This is a genomic window from Streptomyces sindenensis, assembly GCF_014649035.1.
GTDB lineage: Bacteria > Actinomycetota > Actinomycetes > Streptomycetales > Streptomycetaceae > Streptomyces > Streptomyces sindenensis.
Genome location: NZ_BMSG01000006.1, coordinates 194,493 through 211,176, shown reverse-complemented (window position 1 = coordinate 211,176; position 16,684 = coordinate 194,493). Strand labels below are relative to the sequence as shown.

16 protein-coding genes are annotated in these 16,684 nt (G+C 70.9%); 8 read left to right on the top strand and 8 right to left on the bottom strand.

Going from position 1 to position 16,684, the window contains the following annotated elements:
* Positions 1-14: 14 nt before the first annotated feature.
* Positions 15-1,157, top strand: coding sequence for an NADH-quinone oxidoreductase subunit D (locus IE145_RS10515; protein WP_189520642.1), 1,143 nt, complete (start codon positions 15-17; stop codon positions 1,155-1,157).
* A gap of 24 nt (positions 1,158-1,181) precedes the next feature.
* Here IE145_RS10515 and IE145_RS10510 read toward each other — a convergent pair whose 3' ends face one another.
* The 4 genes from IE145_RS10510 to IE145_RS10495 form a co-directional block, all read right to left on the bottom strand.
* The gene (locus IE145_RS10510) at positions 1,182-2,333 is read right to left on the bottom strand and encodes a hypothetical protein (RefSeq protein ID WP_189520641.1); all 1,152 of its coding nucleotides are present in this window, start codon (positions 2,331-2,333) and stop codon (positions 1,182-1,184) included.
* Between the two features lie 120 nt (positions 2,334-2,453).
* On the bottom strand, positions 2,454-3,428 hold the full coding sequence (locus IE145_RS10505) for an ABC transporter substrate-binding protein (RefSeq protein WP_189520640.1): 975 nt from the start codon (positions 3,426-3,428) through the stop codon (positions 2,454-2,456).
* Positions 3,429-3,528: 100 nt separating this feature from the next.
* Positions 3,529-4,203 (bottom strand): ABC transporter permease, encoded by a 675-nt coding sequence (locus tag IE145_RS10500; protein WP_189520639.1) that lies wholly within the window; start codon positions 4,201-4,203, stop codon positions 3,529-3,531.
* Positions 4,204-4,206: 3 nt separating this feature from the next.
* On the bottom strand, positions 4,207-4,944 hold the full coding sequence (locus IE145_RS10495; RefSeq protein ID WP_189520638.1) for an ABC transporter permease: 738 nt from the start codon (positions 4,942-4,944) through the stop codon (positions 4,207-4,209).
* 153 nt (positions 4,945-5,097) lie between these two features.
* Between IE145_RS10495 and IE145_RS10490 the strand changes: the two genes are divergently transcribed.
* Complete coding sequence (locus IE145_RS10490; protein WP_189520637.1) at positions 5,098-6,282, top strand: ABC transporter ATP-binding protein; 1,185 nt, start codon at positions 5,098-5,100, stop codon at positions 6,280-6,282.
* Positions 6,283-6,307: 25 nt separating this feature from the next.
* Here the strand turns inward: IE145_RS10490 and IE145_RS10485 are convergent, their stop codons facing one another.
* A complete protein-coding gene (locus IE145_RS10485; RefSeq protein ID WP_189520636.1) occupies positions 6,308-7,438 on the bottom strand; it encodes an alpha/beta hydrolase in 1,131 nt (376 codons plus the stop codon).
* A 163-nt stretch (positions 7,439-7,601) separates the two neighbouring features.
* Here IE145_RS10485 and IE145_RS10480 point away from each other — a divergent pair, with 163 nt between their 5' ends.
* The 6 genes from IE145_RS10480 (at position 7,602) to IE145_RS10455 (ending at position 12,597) form a co-directional block, all read left to right on the top strand.
* Complete coding sequence (locus IE145_RS10480) at positions 7,602-9,431, top strand: phosphatidylglycerol lysyltransferase domain-containing protein (protein ID WP_189520635.1); 1,830 nt, start codon at positions 7,602-7,604, stop codon at positions 9,429-9,431.
* Between the two features lie 40 nt (positions 9,432-9,471).
* Positions 9,472-10,332, top strand: a complete 861-nt coding sequence (folP, locus tag IE145_RS10475) for a dihydropteroate synthase (RefSeq protein WP_444545674.1) — start codon at positions 9,472-9,474, stop codon at positions 10,330-10,332.
* Positions 10,329-10,802 carry a nuclear transport factor 2 family protein gene (locus tag IE145_RS10470; RefSeq protein ID WP_189520634.1) on the top strand — a complete coding sequence of 158 codons (474 nt, stop codon included), beginning with the start codon at positions 10,329-10,331 and terminating at the stop codon, positions 10,800-10,802. The genes folP and IE145_RS10470 overlap by 4 nt, the downstream gene beginning before the upstream one ends.
* A 264-nt stretch (positions 10,803-11,066) precedes the next feature.
* Complete coding sequence (gene folB / locus IE145_RS10465) at positions 11,067-11,426, top strand: dihydroneopterin aldolase (protein ID WP_003968268.1); 360 nt, start codon at positions 11,067-11,069, stop codon at positions 11,424-11,426.
* The gene (folK, locus tag IE145_RS10460; RefSeq protein WP_189520633.1) at positions 11,423-12,034 is read left to right on the top strand and encodes a 2-amino-4-hydroxy-6-hydroxymethyldihydropteridine diphosphokinase; all 612 of its coding nucleotides are present in this window, start codon (positions 11,423-11,425) and stop codon (positions 12,032-12,034) included. The genes folB and folK overlap by 4 nt, the downstream gene beginning before the upstream one ends.
* Before the next feature lie 74 nt (positions 12,035-12,108).
* Positions 12,109-12,597, top strand: a complete 489-nt coding sequence (locus tag IE145_RS10455) for a DUF3180 domain-containing protein (RefSeq protein ID WP_189520632.1) — start codon at positions 12,109-12,111, stop codon at positions 12,595-12,597.
* A gap of 165 nt (positions 12,598-12,762) precedes the next feature.
* Here the strand turns inward: IE145_RS10455 and IE145_RS10450 are convergent, their stop codons facing one another.
* The 3 genes from IE145_RS10450 to ftsH all read right to left on the bottom strand — a co-directional run bounded on the left by IE145_RS10450 (position 12,763) and on the right by ftsH (position 16,525).
* Positions 12,763-13,632 carry a hypothetical protein gene (locus IE145_RS10450; RefSeq protein WP_229825476.1) on the bottom strand — a complete coding sequence of 290 codons (870 nt, stop codon included), beginning with the start codon at positions 13,630-13,632 and terminating at the stop codon, positions 12,763-12,765.
* Positions 13,633-13,693: 61 nt separating this feature from the next.
* On the bottom strand, positions 13,694-14,299 hold the full coding sequence (gene folE / locus IE145_RS10445; protein WP_030581782.1) for a GTP cyclohydrolase I FolE: 606 nt from the start codon (positions 14,297-14,299) through the stop codon (positions 13,694-13,696).
* A 165-nt stretch (positions 14,300-14,464) separates the two neighbouring features.
* Positions 14,465-16,525: an ATP-dependent zinc metalloprotease FtsH gene (gene ftsH / locus IE145_RS10440; protein ID WP_189520631.1), complete on the bottom strand. Its 2,061-nt coding sequence runs from the start codon at positions 16,523-16,525 to the stop codon at positions 14,465-14,467.
* Positions 16,526-16,684 lie beyond the last annotated feature (159 nt).

Here is a 16,684-nt window from a genome sequence, read left to right as displayed (position 1 = left end):
GAATACTGTCCCGCATGACGGAGACGACGATCGGCATCGGCGGAGCGGCGGAGAGCACCGACATGGTGCTCAACATCGGTCCCCAGCACCCCTCGACGCACGGGGTCCTCCGGCTGCGGATCGTGCTGGACGGCGAGCGCGTCCAGCACGCGGAGCCGGTCATCGGCTATATGCACCGGGGCGCGGAGAAGCTCTTCGAGGCCCGCGACTACCGGCAGATCGTCATGCTGGCCAACCGTCACGACTGGCTGTCCGCGTTCTCGAACGAGCTGGGCGTCGTGATGGCCGTCGAGCGGATGCTCGGCATGGAGGTCCCCGAGCGCGCCGTGTGGACGCGGACGCTGCTCGCCGAGTTGAACCGGGTCCTCAACCATCTGATGTTCCTCGGCTCCTACCCCCTCGAACTCGGCGGCATCACCCCGGTCTTCCACGCGTTCCGGGAGCGCGAGGAGCTCCAGGCGGTGATGGAGGAGGTCTCCGGCGGGCGGATGCACTACATGTTCAACCGGGTCGGGGGCCTCAAGGAGGACATCCCGGCGGGCTGGACCGGCCGGGTCCGGGACGCCGTCGCCTCCGTCCGCTCCCGGATGGACGTGTACGAGGACCTCGTCCTCGGCAACGAGATCTTCCGGGGCCGTACGCGCGACGTGGGCGTGCTGTCCGCCGAAGCGGTGCACGCGTACGGGGTGTCGGGGCCGATCGCCCGCGCCTCGGGCGTCGACTTCGACCTGCGGCGCGACGAGCCCTATCTGGCGTACGGGGAGCTGCGGGACACCCTGAAGGTGGTGACCCGGTCCGAGGGCGACTGCCTGGCCCGCTTCGAGTGCCTGCTGGAGCAGACCCTCAACTCCCTGGACCTGGCGGACGCCTGCCTGGACCGTATGGCCGGCCTGGCGCCGGGGCCGATCAACCAGCGGCTGCCCAAGGTGCTCAAGGCCCCCGAGGGCCACACCTACGCCTGGACGGAGAATCCGCTCGGCGTGAACGGCTACTACCTGGTGTCCAAGGGCGAGAAGACGCCCTACCGGCTGAAGCTGCGCTCGGCCTCGTTCAACAACATCCAGGCGCTCACCGAGCTGCTGCCGGGCACCCTGGTCGCCGACATGGTGGCGATCCTGGGCTCGCTGTTCTTCGTCGTCGGCGACATCGACAAGTAGCGGGCCGGGCGGGGCGGTCCCGCGTCAGGAGACCGCGCCGCGCAGTCGGGCCACGTCGATCTGCTCGGTCTCGTCGTGCGCGGTGAGGTCGATGACCTTGCCGACGGCCCGGCTGTCGACGACCGCCGTGCGGTGGGCGGCGAGCGCCTCCTCGCCGACGACGTCCGCGAGGTCCTCGTTCTGCACGGACTCGATCGCGGCCTTGGTCTTCTGGTCGTTCTGGGTGCCGAAGAAGTCGAAGTTCCCCTGGGGGACCAGCTGGCGGCGGGCGGCGTACGGGACGACGGCCGAGGCGGCGGCGATCGCTCGCGGCGCCCGCACCGGCGCGATGGAGGCCGGGGCGGCGCTCTGCGCCGAGCTCCTGTCCGTGTGCTGCGCGTCGCTCTTGGCCGTGTGCTGCTCGTCCGTGGCCGGGGCGGTGCTCTGTGCGGACTGCTGCGCGTTCGTGTCCGGGGCGGGCGGGGTGGTCGAGGGGCGGCCGTGCTGGTCGTCCCGGTGCTCGCCCGCCCCGGTGGCCGCCGTCTGCTTCCCCTCCGGGCTCTCCGCCTCCGCATCCCGGTGCCGCTCGGCGAGGGCGAGCTGGCGCTGCCGGACCGCCTCCACCGTGCGGCGGGTCTCCTGGAGCGCCGCGTTCCGCGTGAGGTTCATCAGGGCCTCGTCCGCGCGCCGGTACGACTCGGGGGTCGGCGTGGACCGCGCGGGCAGCAGCTCCTTGGGGGCCGCGGCCTCGATGGCGAGCTGCCTGCGGCCCTCCAGCGCACTGGCCCGCTCGGTCTCGGCGTTGGCGTAACGGCGGAGCAGTCCGGCGTGCTCCCCGCGCAGTCCCGCGAGCTCCACCCGCTTGCGCCGGAGCTTGGTCTCCAGCCGGGTGCGCAGCTCGCGCGACTCCTCCAGGTCCTGCTCCAGCTCGGCTATCCGCTCCTCGGCCCGCCATTCGTCACTGGCCCGGGCCCGGGTCAGCTCGGCGACCCGCAGCCCCGCGGCCCGGTCCCAGCTGCGCATCAGATACGCACCGGTGACGGCGGCGGCCGCCACGGCGGCCACCAGGCCGCGCAGGGCCAGGGGTTCGGCCAGCAGCCAGGCGCCGGCGGCGCCGACGACCGACACGCCCGCCACCACGGAGGGCGGCAGGATTCTGTGGAGAGGCGGCGAATGGCGGTGGCGTCCACGTGGCATGGCCTGAAATTTACCGTGTGTGCGGGCCACTTGGGGAGCCGCCCGGGAATCTGTTCCCCGCCGGTTACCTCGCGGCCCCCCGGAAGCCCTCTCCACGGCCCTTTACCTATTGATCAAGAACTACTTCTTGATCAGATCCTTCGACTCCAGATACTCCTTGGCCACATCGGCCGGCTTGGCCCGCTCCGCGTCGACCTTCCGGTTCAGCTCGGCGAGATCCTCCGTGGTGAGCGCGGCGGTGAGCTCGCCCAGCGCGTCGGCGATCTCCGGGTCGCCCGCGTCCTCGGTATTCAGGACCGGCAGCACGTTGTCGGCGTTCTGGAGCTTCTTGTCGTCCTCCAGGAACACCAGCCCGTCCAGCACCGCGTCCGTGGTGGTCGTCAGAACCAGCTGGACCTTGCCGTCCCGGACGGCCTGCTTGGACACCGGGGTGCCGACGCCCTTGGGGTCGATCCCGGTGACGTCGATGCCGTACGTCTTCTTCAGACCGGGTGCGCAGAACGGCCGCACCTCGCACTCGTCACCCGCCGCGATCTTCACCTTCAGCTTCGACTTCCCCAGATCGGAAAGCGTCTTGAGGCTGTTCTTCTCGGCGAATTCCTTCGACACCGCGAAGGCGTTCTGGTCCACGGCCTTCCCTGCCGGGAGGACCGTGAGACCCAGCGGCTCGGCGAGCCGCTTCAGCGCGGAGACCGTGGCTTCGACGTCACCGGAGGCCACGGGCTCGGCCTGGGCCTTGTCGGCCCCGTTGACCTTGGCGTTGAGGAACTCGGCGAGCGTGGCCGCGTACTCCGGTACGACGTCGATCTCGCCCTTCTCCAGCGACGGCTCGTACAGCTCGCGGTTCTTCACCGTGGTGATCGAGGTGCTGTACCCGGCGTCGCCGAGGACCTGGGCGTACAGCTCGGCGAGCACCTTGGACTCGGTGAAGGAGGCCGACCCGACGACCAGGGACCCCTTCTTGCCGTCGCCGCCGGCCGAGGAGCCGGAGCCGCTCTTCTCCTGCTCCAGGCTGTCGCCACCGCAGGCCGCGAGCGACCCGGCCAGCGCCACCATGCCGATGACCGCTCCGGCTATCCGCGAGGTCCTGCTCATGTGTTGTTCTCCGTCCGAACAGAAGGAAAGTGACCAGAAGAAAGGTGATCTGAAACGAGGTGATGCGGAACGAGCTGAGCCGGAACGAGGTGATGTGCGCTCACGCGGGCCTGCGGCGGCGCAGCGGGGACAGCAGCCGGTCGAGGCCCACCAGCACGCCCTCCACCACCAGGGCGAGACCGGCGACCAGGACCGCGCCCGCGAAGACCTGGGCGGTGTCGTAGGTGTTGAACCCGGCGGTGATGATCCGGCCGAGACCGCCGAGGCCGACCATGGCGGCGATCGACGCGGTGGCCACGACCTGGACGGCGGCGGACCGCAGCCCGGCCATGATCATCGGGTGGGCGAGCGGCAGCTCGACCCGAAGGAAGAGCTGCCCGCCCGACATCCCCATGCCGCGCGCGGCCTCCACGACGGCCCGGTCCACCTCCCGCATGCCGACATAGGCGTTGGTCAGCAGCGGCGGCACCGCGAACAGGACCAGCGCGATGATCGTGGGCCAGTACCCCGAGTTGCGCAGGGACGTGACCATGAACAGGGCCAGCACCGCGAAGACCGGGACGGCCCGCCCCACGTTGGAGAGGTTCACCGCGAGCGCGCCGCCCTTGCCGATGTGCCCCAGATACAGGGCGATCGGCAGGGCGATCGCGCAGGCCACCGCGAGGGCGACCCCGCTCACGTACAGATGCTCGCCGAGCCGGTGCGCGGCTCCGCCGTCGCCCGACCAGTTGGACCCGGTGGTCAGCCAGGTCCAGGCGTCGCCGATGACTCCCACGGGTCAGCCCACCTCCACGGTCGCCGGGGCGGGCGGTCCCGCGTCCGTCTTCGCCGGGGCGGCCCCCGCGGCCCCGGATATGCGGGTCCAGGGCGTCAGCAGCCGCTGGAGGCCGAGCAGCAGCAGGTCCGCCACCACCGCGAGCAGCACGCACAGGACCGATGCGGCGAGCACCTGGGCCTTGAAGAAGCTGGGCAGCGCGTCCTCGATGAGATTGCCGAGGCCCCCCTTGCCCACGAGCGAGCCGACCGTGGTCAGCGCGACCGTCGACACGGTGGCTATCCGCAGCCCCGCCATCACCGCGGGCAGCGCCAGCGGGAGCTCCACCTCCCACAGCAGCCGGACCGGCCCGTACCCCATGCCGCGGGCGGCGTCCCTGGCCTCCTGCGGCACCGCCGCGAGCCCGGCCAGGATGTTGCGCACGAGGATGGTCAGCGAATAGAGCACCAAGCCCGTCACCACCAGCGCGGCCGACAGCCCGAACAGGGGCAGCAGCAGCGAGAACATCGCCAGCGAGGGCACGGTGTAGAGCACGGTCGTCAGCCCGAGCACCGGTGCGGCGAAGCGCGGGCCCCGGCGGGCGAGCAACGCCAGCGGAAAGGCCACCGCGAGCCCGATCAGCACCGAGACCACCGTGATCCCGATGTGCTGCACGGTCGCGTCGGTCAACTCCTGGCTGCGGGAGCGCAGATACTCCCCGCAGATCCAGTCGTTCGTCACCAGGCAACTCTGCTCGGCCATCCGCCCCCCACCTCCCGCTTTCCCTCGTCTGCCCGGGATCTCCCCGGATCGAACTGATGACTGACGAGCCTATCCTCGACCACTGACAATCGCGGAGGGGTGTCGCATTCCGGCAACATGCCCTTCACCGAACGCCCTCCACAATGGGGAACCATGATCCGTTTCGAGCACGTCACCAAGCGGTACGCCGATGGCACCACCGCCGTCGACGACCTTTCCTTCGAGGTCGCCGAGGGTGAACTGGTCACGCTCGTCGGACCTTCCGGATGCGGCAAGACGACCACCATGAAGATGGTGAACCGGCTGATCGAACCGACCGAGGGCGGGATATTCCTCGACGGGGACGACATATCCACCATCGACCCCGTCCAACTGCGCCGTCGTATCGGCTATGTGATCCAGCAGGTGGGTCTCTTCCCGCACAAGACGGTGCTGGAGAACACGGCGACCGTTCCCCATCTGCTGGGCTGGAAGCGCGGAAAAGGACGCGAACGCGCTGCCGAACTCCTGGACCTCGTCGGACTCGACCCGTCCGTTTATGGTGACCGCTATCCGGAACAGCTTTCCGGCGGCCAGCGCCAACGCGTCGGCGTGGCCCGCGCATTGGCCGCCGATCCGCCCGTTCTCCTGATGGACGAGCCTTTCGGGGCGGTCGACCCGGTCGTCCGCGAACGCCTCCAGAACGAATTCCTGAAACTCCAGGCCCAGGTCCGCAAGACCGTGCTGTTCGTCACACACGACATCGAGGAGGCCGTCCGCCTCGGCGACCGCATCGCCGTGTACGGGCAGGGCCGCATCGAGCAGTTCGACTCCCCCGCCACCGTGCTCGGCGCCCCCGCCACCCCGTACGTGGCCGACTTCGTCGGTGCGGACCGCGGCCTGAAGCGGCTCTCCGTGACGCCCATCGAGGAGGGCGACCTCGACCAGCCGCCGGTCGTCCACCTCGACGATCCGCTGGTGACCGCCACCGAACGGCTCAGGTCCGAGGGCGCGCGCTGGGCGGTCGTCCTGGACGGCCGGGACAACCTGCACGGCTGGATCCCCGCCGACGCGACCGCCGACGCGACCGCCGACGCCACGGCCAAGGGAACCGTCCGCGAACACGCCCGCCGGATGGAGGCCTGGCTGCCGCTCGGCGCACCCCTCAAGCAGGCGTTCGCCACCATGCTCCAGCACGACGCGGGCTGGATCGCGGTCGTCGACAAGGAGAGCGAGGGCCGCTTCCTCGGCGTGCTGACCCCGGCCCGGCTGCACGAAGCCCTGCGCCGCTCGATCGACGCCGACGCCCAGGACGTACCGCGCGCGGAGGTCGCGGTGGAGACGGTGGCGACCGCGTAGGACGCGACGGGATGGCCGCCCCGGCTCAGCCCTCGCCGAGCCGGGCGCTCAGCCACTGGAGGGCGGGCGGGATCTCCCGCCGCCAGGTCGTGAAGTTGTGCCCGCCGCTGTCGAGCACGATCGAGGACACCTTCGCAGGCGCCTTCACCTTCCCGATGAACTTCATCGTGCTCCCGAGGTTGTCCTCGCCCTGCCGGGACGTCGTCACCAGGAACGACCCCCCGGACGGCGGCCGGTTCTCCAGGGTCCACAGCAGATCGGCCCGGTCGCGCAGCTCCTGCCTCCCGTGGAACAGATCGCCCGTCGTCGGGTCCTCGGCGGCCTTGTAGTACGCGGAGAGCCCGGCGCTCGCCGCGTACCGGTCCGGGTGGTGCAGCCCGATCTTCAAGGCGCAGTAGCCGCCGGTGGAGTTGCCGATGATGCCCCAGTCACGGGCCTCCTTCCCGGCCCGGTAGGACCCCGAGATCGCCTCCGGGAGGTCCTTCGCGAAGAACGTCTCGGTCTGCGGTCCGCCGGGGACGTCCACGCACTCGGTGTCCCGGGGCGGCGCGACCGTCGGCCGCAGCATCACCAGGATCATCGGCCGGGCCTTCCCCGCCTTCACCAGGTCATGCGCGGTCTGCGGGTAGCGCAGCCCCTTCAGCAGGTTCTCGGCCGTGCCCGGGTAGCCGGTGAGGACCACGGCCGCCGGGAACGTCCGCCCGGCGTGCGCCGCCCGGAAGTACTCCGGCGGCAGATAGACGTACGCCGGGGACTCGATGCCCGACCTGCGCCCCGAGATCACCACCTTGTCGATCCGCCCGCCGACCGAGGGCACCCGGCCGCCCGGCACGTCCGGGTGCTGGGTGCCCACGCGCGCCATGCGCCGGGAGCCGGCCGCGCCCGCCTCCCCGTCCACGTGGTCGGTGACGACGCCCAGCTCCTGGTGCCGCCCGAAGAGATCGGCCCAGGAACCGTAGAAGAGGAAGGCGTTGTTGGCCGCCAGCCCCACCGCGGCGAACAGCGTCAGCTGGGTCGCCAGCAGCAGCCCGACCCGGCCCGACACCGCGGCCGCACCGGGCCGGGCCAGCCGCGGCCAGAGTCCGACCGTGGCGGCGAAGAGCGCGACAGCCAGCGCCGCCACGACCGCCAGGACTGCTGTGCTGGTGAGACCCATGGATGAGCTTTCTCTGCGATTCCGTACCGGCTCGGATGCGGGAAATTTCCGTAATGCGAGTGAACCCGCACTCCGCAGCCCACGTCCTAGAGGGCGCACATCGTCCGCAGGGCCCGGCCCGCGGACGGACTCAAGAGAACCTCTCGCGAAGCCACGGGAAACGATGTCTGTCACGCTAGATGGGGATAAGTCGGTATCGGTTCCGCAGCGCGTACGCCGGCTGCTGCGCGGGCCGCGCCCCGAATCCGTACCGTCCCTCGTCGGTACCGCCTGCACCGTCGTCGGGCTGATCGACGTCGCCGCCGGCGTCTTCCCCCGCTTCCGCCACAGCCGGATGCACACCCTCGCCGAGGTGCTCCCCGGGGCGCTCGGACCGTTCGCCGCCGCGCTCTCGCTCAGCGCGGGGGTGCTGCTGCTCCTGCTCGCCCACGGGCTGAAGCGGCACAAGCGGCGGGCCTGGCGGGCGGCGGTGGTCCTGCTCCCCGTGGGGGCCGTGGCCCAGTTCGCCTACCGCCACTCGATCGTCGGGGTGCTCGTCTCGCTGACGCTCTGCTGGCTGCTGGTGCGTCACCGCGACCAGTTCCGGGCGCTGCCCGACCCGCGCAGCCGCTGGCGCGCCCTCGCCAACTTCGTGCTGCTCGGGGCCGGTTCGCTGGGGCTCGGGCTGATCATCGTCAGCGTCCACCCCGGGCGGGTCGTCGGCGCCCCGTCCATCGCCGACCGCCTCCAGCACGTCCTGTACGGCCTGTTCGGCGTCGAAGGCCCCGTCGACTACGCGGGCAGGACCGGCTGGACCGTGGCCTACTCGCTGGGCGCGCTCGGCCTGCTGACCGCCGTCACCACCATCTACCTCGCCTTCCGCCCCGAACACCCGGCCGCCCGCCTCACCGAGGACGACGAGAGCCGGCTGCGGGAGCTGCTGGAGCGGCACGGCGGCCGGGACTCGCTCGGCCACTTCGCGCTCCGCCGCGACAAGGCCGTCGTCTTCTCCCCCAGCGGCAAGGCCGCCGTCTGCTACCGGGTCGTCTCCGGGGTGATGCTGGCCGGCGGCGACCCCATCGGCGACGTGGAGGCCTGGCCGGGCGCGATCGAGCGCTTCATGGACGAGGCGCGGGCGCACTCCTGGACCCCCGCCGTGATGGGGTGCAGCGAGACCGGCGGTCAGGTCTGGACCCGCGAGACCGGGCTCACCGCCCTGGAGCTGGGCGACGAGGCGGTGGTCGACGTGGCGGATTTCTCCCTCGCCGGACGGGCCATGCGGAACGTGCGGCAGATGGTCAAGCGCATCGAGCGCGGCGGATACGAGACCCGGGTCCGGCGGGCGCGTGACATCGGCGACGCCGAGCTGGACCGGATCCGCCGCGCCGCCGCCGACTGGCGCGGCACCGACACCGAACGCGGCTTCTCCATGGCGCTCGGCCGCATCGGCGACCCGGCCGACGGCGACTGCGTGATCGCCACCGCCCACCTGCCCGGATCCGGCACGGAGGACTCCCCGCACGGCGACCTGAAGGCCGTCCTCCACTTCGTCCCGTGGGGGCGCGACGGGATGTCCCTGGAGCTGATGCGCCGCGACCGCTCGGCCGACCCCGGCATGAACGAGCTCCTGATCGTCGCCTCCCTCCAGGCCGCCGGGAAGCTCGGCGTCGAGCGGGTCTCGCTGAACTTCGCGATGTTCCGCTCGGCGCTGGCCCGCGGCGAGCGGCTCGGCGCGGGGCCGGTGCTGCGCTGCTGGCGCGGCCTGCTGATCTTCCTCTCGCGCTGGTTCCAGATCGAGTCGCTGTACAAGTTCAACGCCAAGTTCAAGCCACGCTGGGAGCCCCGCTTCGTGGTCTTCCGCACCAGCCGGGACCTGCCCCGCATCGGGATCGCGGCGATGCGCGCGGAGGGGTTCGTGAACCTCTCGCCGCCCCGCCCGTTCCGGCCCCGCGCACCCCGCCCGTGCGGCCACACCGCGCGTACCCGCCCGGAGCACGAGGTGAGCGCGGCGTAACGCGTCGTACGGCGGAAACGACACGCCCTAGTCTGGTCGTATGAGTACGTCACGCACGCGGGGCACGATCCGAGGGCTGCCGGAGTGGGACCGCTGCGCGGTCATGGGGGTCGTCAACGTGACGCCCGACTCCTTCTCCGACGGCGGCCGCTGGTTCGACACCACGGCCGCGGTCAAGCACGGCCTGCATCTGGTCTCCGAGGGCGCGGACCTGGTGGACGTGGGCGGCGAGTCGACCCGCCCCGGCGCCAGCCGGGTGGACGAGGCCGAGGAGCTGCGCCGGGTGATCCCGGTCGTGCGGGGCCTGGCCTCCGAGGGCGTCACCGTCTCCGTGGACACCATGCGCGCCCGCGTCGCCGAGCAGGCCGTCGCCGCCGGGGCCGCCCTGGTCAACGACGTCAGCGGCGGCCTCGCCGACCCGGGCATGATCCCGGCCGTCGCCGCCGCCGAGGTCCCGTTCGTCGTGATGCACTGGCGCGGCTTCAGCGAGTCGATGAACAGCCGCGCGGTGTACGAGGACGTCGTCGCCGAGGTCCTCGACGAGCTGCGGCGGCGGATGGACGCGGTGGTCACGGGCGGGGTCGCCCCGGAACGCGTCGTGATCGACCCCGGCCTCGGCTTCGCGAAGGACGCCGACCACGACCTGAAGCTCGTCGCGCACCTGGCCGAGCTGCACACCCTGGGCCGCCCGCTGCTGGTGGCCGCCTCCCGCAAGCGTTTCCTCGGCCGCGTCCTGGCCGGGCCGGGCAGCTCCCCGCCGCCCGCCCGCGAACGCGACGCGGCCACCGCCGCCGTCTCCGCCCTCGCCGCGCAGGCCGGTGCCTGGGCGGTCCGGGTCCACGAGGTGCGGGCCACCGCCGACGCGGTCCGCGTCGCCCGAGCGGTCGAGGGAGCCGAGTGAACGAGGAGCACGCACAGGCCGCCGCCGACATCGCGGAGGTCGAGGCGGCGAACACCGCCTTCTACGAGGCGCTGGAACGCGGCGACCACGAGGGTCTCTCCCGCCGCTGGCTGCCCGGCGAGGACCTCACCGTCTCCTGCGTCCACCCCGGCTGGCCGGTGCTCACGGGGCGGGGCGAGGTGCTGCGCAGCTACGCCCTGATCATGGCGAACACCGAGTACATCCAGTTCTTCCTGACCGACGTCAACATCGCGATGACCGGCGACACCGCCCTGGTCACCTGCACCGAGAACATCCTCAGCGGCGGTCCGGCCGAGGAGGGCAACGCGCTGGGCCCGCTGGTGGGCCAGCTGGTCGTCGCGACGAACGTGTTCCGGCGCACCGACGACGGCTGGAAGCTCTGGTCCCACCACGGGTCGCCGGTGCTCACCGAGTCCGACGAGGACGACGAGGAGGAGTCCCCTTCCTGAGGAGTCCCCTGAGAAACCCCCTGAGGAATCCCTCCGCTGAGGAATCCCTCTCCCGAGGAGGAAACACCCTCCCGAGTGGGTACGGGACCGATAGGGATTCGAACCGATCACCAAGGGGTAGGGGCGGCTTCCGGCCCGGTGAGGCGCTGTCCGGGCACCCACGGGCGAGCACTGTCGGTGCTCGCAGGTAGATTCGAAAGAAGGCACCCCGCCGCCCGCACGCGGCCGGGTGCCTCTCGACCAACGACAGCAGGAGTGATTCGCGTGGATCGTGTCGCGCTGCGCGGCCTCAAGGCCCGTGGGCACCACGGCGTCTTCCCCCGGGAGCGGGAAGAGGGCCAGACCTTCATCGTCGACCTGGTGCTCGGCCTCGACACCCGCCCCGCGGCAGCCACCGACGACCTGGCCCGCACCGTGCACTACGGCGTGGTGGCCGAGGAGGTCGTCGACGTGGTGACGGGCGAACCGGTGGATCTGATCGAGACGCTCGCCGAGCGCATCGCCCAGCAGTGCCTGAAGCACGAAGGCGTCCAGGAGGTCGAGGTCGTGGTGCACAAGCCGGACGCTCCGATCACCGTCCCCTTCGACGACGTGACCATCACCATCACCCGGAGCCGAGCATGACCGCATTTTCGACCGAGGGGCAGAGCGACCCGACCGTACAGCCGGTCCCGACCGCCGTCGTCCGGCAGGTGGACGCCGCCGACGTCACGCTCTCCAACCCCAAGATGGCCGTGATCTCCCTCGGCTCCAACCTGGGCAACCGCCTGGAGACCCTCCAGGGGGCCGTCGACGCCCTGGAGGACACCCCGGGCCTGCGGGTCAAGGCCGTCTCCCCGGTCTACGAGACCGAGCCCTGGGGCGTCGAGGCGAACTCGCAGCCCTCCTACTTCAACGCCGTCATCCTGGTGAAGACGACGCTGCCGCCCGCCTCCCTGCTGGAGCGCGGCCAGGCCGTCGAGGAGGCCTTCGACCGGGTCCGCGAGGAGCGTTGGGGCCCGCGCACCATCGACGTCGACATCGTGTCGTACGCCGATGTCCTCTCCGACGACCCGGTCCTCACCCTCCCCCACCCGCGCGCCCACGAGCGGGCCTTCGTCCTCGCCCCCTGGCACGACATGGACCCCGAGGCCCAACTGCCCGGCGCCGGGCCGGTGGCGCAGCTCCTCGACCGGGTCGGCCGCGACAGCGTGCTGCCCCGGGCCGACCTGGAACTGCGCCTGCCGGAGTAATCGTTAGGCTCGACGGACGGCGGTCCGGCGCACGGCCGGACCGGGCACAGGCGGCGCGAAGGGCGGCTCACGCGGTGAAGCAACTACGGCTCGGGGTACTGGCGGGCCTCTTCGCCGCCGCCGGTGTCCTCTCCTGGGGCGGGGCCCGCCTCTGGGACTCCTTCGGCACCCTGCCGAGCGTCCCGCTGGCCGCGTCGATCGTGCTCGCCGTGATCGCGGTGATCCTCCTCGCGACCGCCCTCTCCACCCGCGCCCGGCTGCGCGCCCAACGCGAGCGCCGCCCCGGCGCCAAGGGCGTCGAGCCCCTGTTCGCGGCCCGCGCGGTCGTCTTCGGCCAGGCGAGCGCCCTGGTGGCCGCCCTGGTCGCCGGCATGTACGGCGGCACGGGCGTCTTCCTCCTGAGCTACCTCGACATCCCGCCCCGCCGCGACCAGGCCATCTACGCGGGCGCGGCGGTCCTCGCCGGCATCGGCGTCATCGCGGCCGCCCTCTTCCTGGAACGCGTCTGCCGCCTCCCGGAGGACGGCAACGACCACGACGGCACGGGCACGGCGGCGGCGTAACGCAGGGCACGGCCCAGCTGCCCGATCCGCGAGGCAACCGGGCCGGTCACGCCGCCACGCGGACCAGATGTCCGTTGACCAGGAACGTGGGATGCGGCTGGAGCCGGTATCCGTACAGGGTGAACGGCTTGCCGGGCGCGGGACGGGGTCGCACGGACTCGACGGTCACCCAGCTCGATTCCACGGGGTCGGCGTCGTGATGCTCCGGCCGGAAGGTCCCGCGGGCCGCCCAGCGGTCCACCACGACCAGGTGCGACGCGAGGCCGTTCCTCGCGGGGTGAACCGTGCGCCGATGATCTCGGCGAGGTCGACGAGGAACGGCACATTGGCGCTGACCAGGGTCCGGCCGGCCCAGTGCTTGGCACGGCACCCGTCACCGTCCGCGTACCCGTCGAGGAAACCGTCGAAGACCTCACGGTCCCGCAGCACGACCCGGGGAAACGCCTGCCTCATGTGGTGCGCCTCGCCACCTGCGTACTGACGCAGGGCGTCGGCGAGGTAGGAGGACACCACCCGGACCCGGAAGCCCGGGAGGTCCCGCCCCAGATACCCGGAGGGCCGCACGACGGGCTGAAGCCGTGCTTCAAGACCCGTCGCCTCCGTGAGGCACCTCGCGTAGCGGGTGGCGAACGCCTCGTCGTTCACGACGAGCGAGACGTAGTTCTTGCCCACCGTGCCGTCGGCACAGGTGGCCCCCACGACATAGCCGAACGCGTATCCCATGCGGAACGTGAGCCGTTCGCGGCAGAGCTTGCGCGCGTGGGTCCACGCGATGGTTCTGCCCGCCGCGTCCTCGGCACGGATCCAGCCAGCCGGTGTGGCCAGGAGAAGATCCCCGGAGACCGTGAAGGCCGCATGGCTCGTGGCGACCTCCACGGCCGTCCTGACCTTGACGGCCGTCACGTCCGTGACCGTCGTCTGTACCGCGCGGTGCCCGTGCAGCGTCCACAGCCTGGTGCCGACAGCGATCTCCCGGGCCCGGAGACGCCCTCCCACCGCGTTCACGGTCTGCCTGCTCGGTAACCCGTCGCTCATGCAGCGCTCCTCGGCCTGTTCACCATCACAGGCCGAGGAGCGTATCGGGCACCACTGACAGCTAGCGCGCCAGTATGAGGCTCATCGCCTCGGCGCGGGTCGAGGCATCGCGGAGCTGGCCCCGCACGGCCGACGTCGTGGTCTTCGCCCCGGGCTTGCGGATGCCCCGCACCGACATGCACATGTGCTCGGCCTCGATCACCACGATCGCGCCCCGCGCCTCCAGGATCCGCATGAGCGAGTCCGCGACCTGCGTGGTGAGTCGTTCCTGCACCTGGGGCCTGCGGGCGAAGACGTCCACCAGCCGGGCCAGTTTCGACAGGCCGGTGATCTTGCCGGAGTCGGCCGGTATGTAGCCGACGTGCGCGACGCCGTGGAAGGGCAGGAGGTGGTGTTCGCAGAGCGACATGATCTCGATGTCCTTCACCAGGACCATCTCGTCGTGCCCGAGATCGAACGTCGTGGTGAGCACGTCCTCGGGTTCCTGCCGCAGACCGGCCAGAATCTCCTTGTACGCCCGCGCCACCCGCCCCGGCGTCTCCCGCAGGCCCTCGCGGTCCGGGTCCTCTCCGACGGCGAGCAGCAGTTCGCGTACGGCCGCCTCGGCCCGCTTCTCGTCGAATTCGCCGATCGAACCCTGGCCGTCCAGCGTCACCGGGTCGGTCATCTGTGCCTCGTTCCTCTGTGCCGTCCGATGCGCGGATTGCGCTCGAACCTCGCAGGCATACGGAAAAGCCGCGCCCCCACAGGCTAGAACCTGGGGGGCGCGGCGTGCATTCCGGAACCGGTGCGGCGGCCCGTGACGGGCGTCTCACCTGGCGTGGAGCGCGGACTAGCTGTTGTCGTCCGGACGGTCCTCGGGGATCGCCTCGGTGGACGGGGCGATGTCCTTGGTCAGGCCCGCCGTCGGGGCGATCTCCGGCGGGGTGGCCGAGCCGTTGGCGCTGCCGTTGGTGAGGGCCAGCTCCTTGGGCGAGAGCACCGGGGGACGCGTCGACGGGGTACGCCGGGCGGATCCGGTCCAGGCCGGGCGGGCCGGGCGCTTGACGATCGGGGCGAAGATCTCGGCGATCTCGTCCTTGCCCAGCGTCTCCTTCTCCAGCAGTTCGAGCACCAGGGCGTCGAGGATGTCGCGGTTCTCGACGAGGATCTCCCACGCGTCGTTGTGGGCGGTCTCGATGAGCTTCTTGACCTCCTCGTCGACCAGGGCCGCGACCTCTTCCGAGTAGTCGCGCTGGTGGCCCATCTCGCGGCCCAGGAAGGGCTCCGAGTTGTCGCCGCCGAACTTGATCGCGCCGAGACGCTCCGTCATGCCGTACTGCGTGACCATCGCGCGGGCCGTCGCCGTGGCCTTCTCGATGTCGTTCGCCGCGCCGGTGGTCGGGTCGTGGAAGACCAGTTCCTCGGCCGCGCGCCCGCCCAGCATGTACGCCAGCTGGTCGAGCATCTCGTTGCGGGTCGTGGAGTACTTGTCCTCCTCCGGGAGCACCATCGTGTAACCGAGGGCGCGGCCGCGGGAGAGGATCGTGATCTTGTGGACCGGGTCCGACTGGGGGGAGGCCGCCGCGACCAGGGCGTGTCCGCCCTCGTGGTACGCGGTGATCTTCTTCTCCTTCTCGGACATGATCCGGGTCCGCTTCTGCGGGCCCGCCACGACGCGGTCGATCGCCTCGTCGAGGCTCTCGTTGTCGATGAGCTTCTTGTCGCTGCGCGCCGTCAGGAGCGCCGCTTCGTTGAGCACGTTCGACAGGTCGGCGCCGGTGAAGCCGGGCGTGCGCCGGGCGACGGCGCCGAGGTCGACGCCCTCCGCGACGGGCTTGCCCTTCTGGTGCACCTTGAGGATCTCCAGGCGGCCCTGCATGTCGGGGCGGTCGACCGCGATCTGCCGGTCGAAGCGGCCCGGGCGCAGGAGCGCCGGGTCGAGGATGTCCGGGCGGTTCGTGGCGGCGATCAGGATGACGCCGCCCTTCACGTCGAACCCGTCCATCTCGACGAGCAGCTGGTTGAGCGTCTGCTCGCGCTCGTCGTGGCCGCCGCCCATGCCGGCGCCGCGGTGGCGGCCGACGGCGTCGATCTCGTCGACGAAGACGATCGCCGGGGCGTTCGCCTTGGCCTGCTCGAAGAGGTCACGCACGCGGGAGGCACCGACACCGACGAACATCTCGACGAAGTCGGACCCGGAGATCGAGTAGAACGGGACGCCCGCCTCGCCGGCGACGGCGCGGGCGAGCAGCGTCTTGCCCGTACCGGGCGGACCGTAGAGCAGGACGCCCTTGGGGATCTTGGCGCCGACGGCCTGGAACTTCGCCGGCTCCTGGAGGAACTCCTTGATCTCGTGGAGCTCCTCGACGGCCTCGTCGGACCCCGCCACGTCGGCGAAGGTCGTCTTGGGGGTGTCCTTGGTGATCAGCTTGGCCTTGGACTTGCCGAACTGCATGACCTTGGAACCGCCGCCCTGCATCTGATTCATCAGAAACAGGAAGACGACCACGATGAGGACGAAGGGCAGCAGCGAGAGGAGGATCGAGACGAACGGGGACTGCTTCGACGGCGAGACGGTGTAACCCTTCTCGATGTCACCCGCCTCGAACTTCGTCTGCAGCGTGTCGGCGAGCTCGACGCCCTGGTTGCCGATGTAGCTCGCCTGGAACTTGCTGCCGGACTCGCCTTCGAGCTTCTGGCCGTCCTTCAGTTCGATCTTGAGGATTTGTTCGTCACCGGTGGTCAGCTTGGCCTGCTCCACCTGGTCCTTGCTGATCGCCTGGATCACCTTGCCGGTGTCCACCGTCTTGTAGCCGCCCGACGAGCCGACGACCTGCATCAACACGACCACGGCGAGGACGGCCAGCACGATCCACATGACCGGCCCACGGAAGTATCGCTTCACGTCCATCCATACGGAGCGAAGACGCCCCGTCCCTCCTGCCCGTAGGTAAATGCTGCTGTTTGAAAAGAGTGTTCTTCGGACGGTACCTCAGCATGGGCACCCGCGACCGCTGGGTGCAGCGGAGAAACCTGCTTTCGAAGCTCCAACGGTCCGGAGGCGGTGAGG

Excerpts from the sequence above, each read along its gene's own strand:
- folK (WP_189520633.1), top strand. The coding sequence starts at position 11,423 with ATGACCGCATTTTCGACCGAGGGGCAGAGCGACCCGACCGTACAGCCG.
- ftsH (WP_189520631.1), bottom strand. The coding sequence starts at position 16,525 with ATGGACGTGAAGCGATACTTCCGTGGGCCGGTCATGTGGATCGTGCTG.
- IE145_RS10490 (WP_189520637.1), top strand. The coding sequence starts at position 5,098 with ATGATCCGTTTCGAGCACGTCACCAAGCGGTACGCCGATGGCACCACC.
- IE145_RS10450 (WP_229825476.1), bottom strand. The coding sequence starts at position 13,632 with ATGAGCGACGGGTTACCGAGCAGGCAGACCGTGAACGCGGTGGGAGGG.
- IE145_RS10510 (WP_189520641.1), bottom strand. The coding sequence starts at position 2,333 with ATGCCACGTGGACGCCACCGCCATTCGCCGCCTCTCCACAGAATCCTG.
- IE145_RS10515 (WP_189520642.1), top strand. The coding sequence starts at position 15 with ATGACGGAGACGACGATCGGCATCGGCGGAGCGGCGGAGAGCACCGAC.
- IE145_RS10505 (WP_189520640.1), bottom strand. The coding sequence starts at position 3,428 with ATGAGCAGGACCTCGCGGATAGCCGGAGCGGTCATCGGCATGGTGGCG.
- IE145_RS10485 (WP_189520636.1), bottom strand. The coding sequence starts at position 7,438 with ATGGGTCTCACCAGCACAGCAGTCCTGGCGGTCGTGGCGGCGCTGGCT.
- folP (WP_444545674.1), top strand. The coding sequence starts at position 9,472 with ATGAGTACGTCACGCACGCGGGGCACGATCCGAGGGCTGCCGGAGTGG.
- IE145_RS10495 (WP_189520638.1), bottom strand. The coding sequence starts at position 4,944 with ATGGCCGAGCAGAGTTGCCTGGTGACGAACGACTGGATCTGCGGGGAG.
- IE145_RS10480 (WP_189520635.1), top strand. The coding sequence starts at position 7,602 with ATGTCTGTCACGCTAGATGGGGATAAGTCGGTATCGGTTCCGCAGCGC.
- folE (WP_030581782.1), bottom strand. The coding sequence starts at position 14,299 with ATGACCGACCCGGTGACGCTGGACGGCCAGGGTTCGATCGGCGAATTC.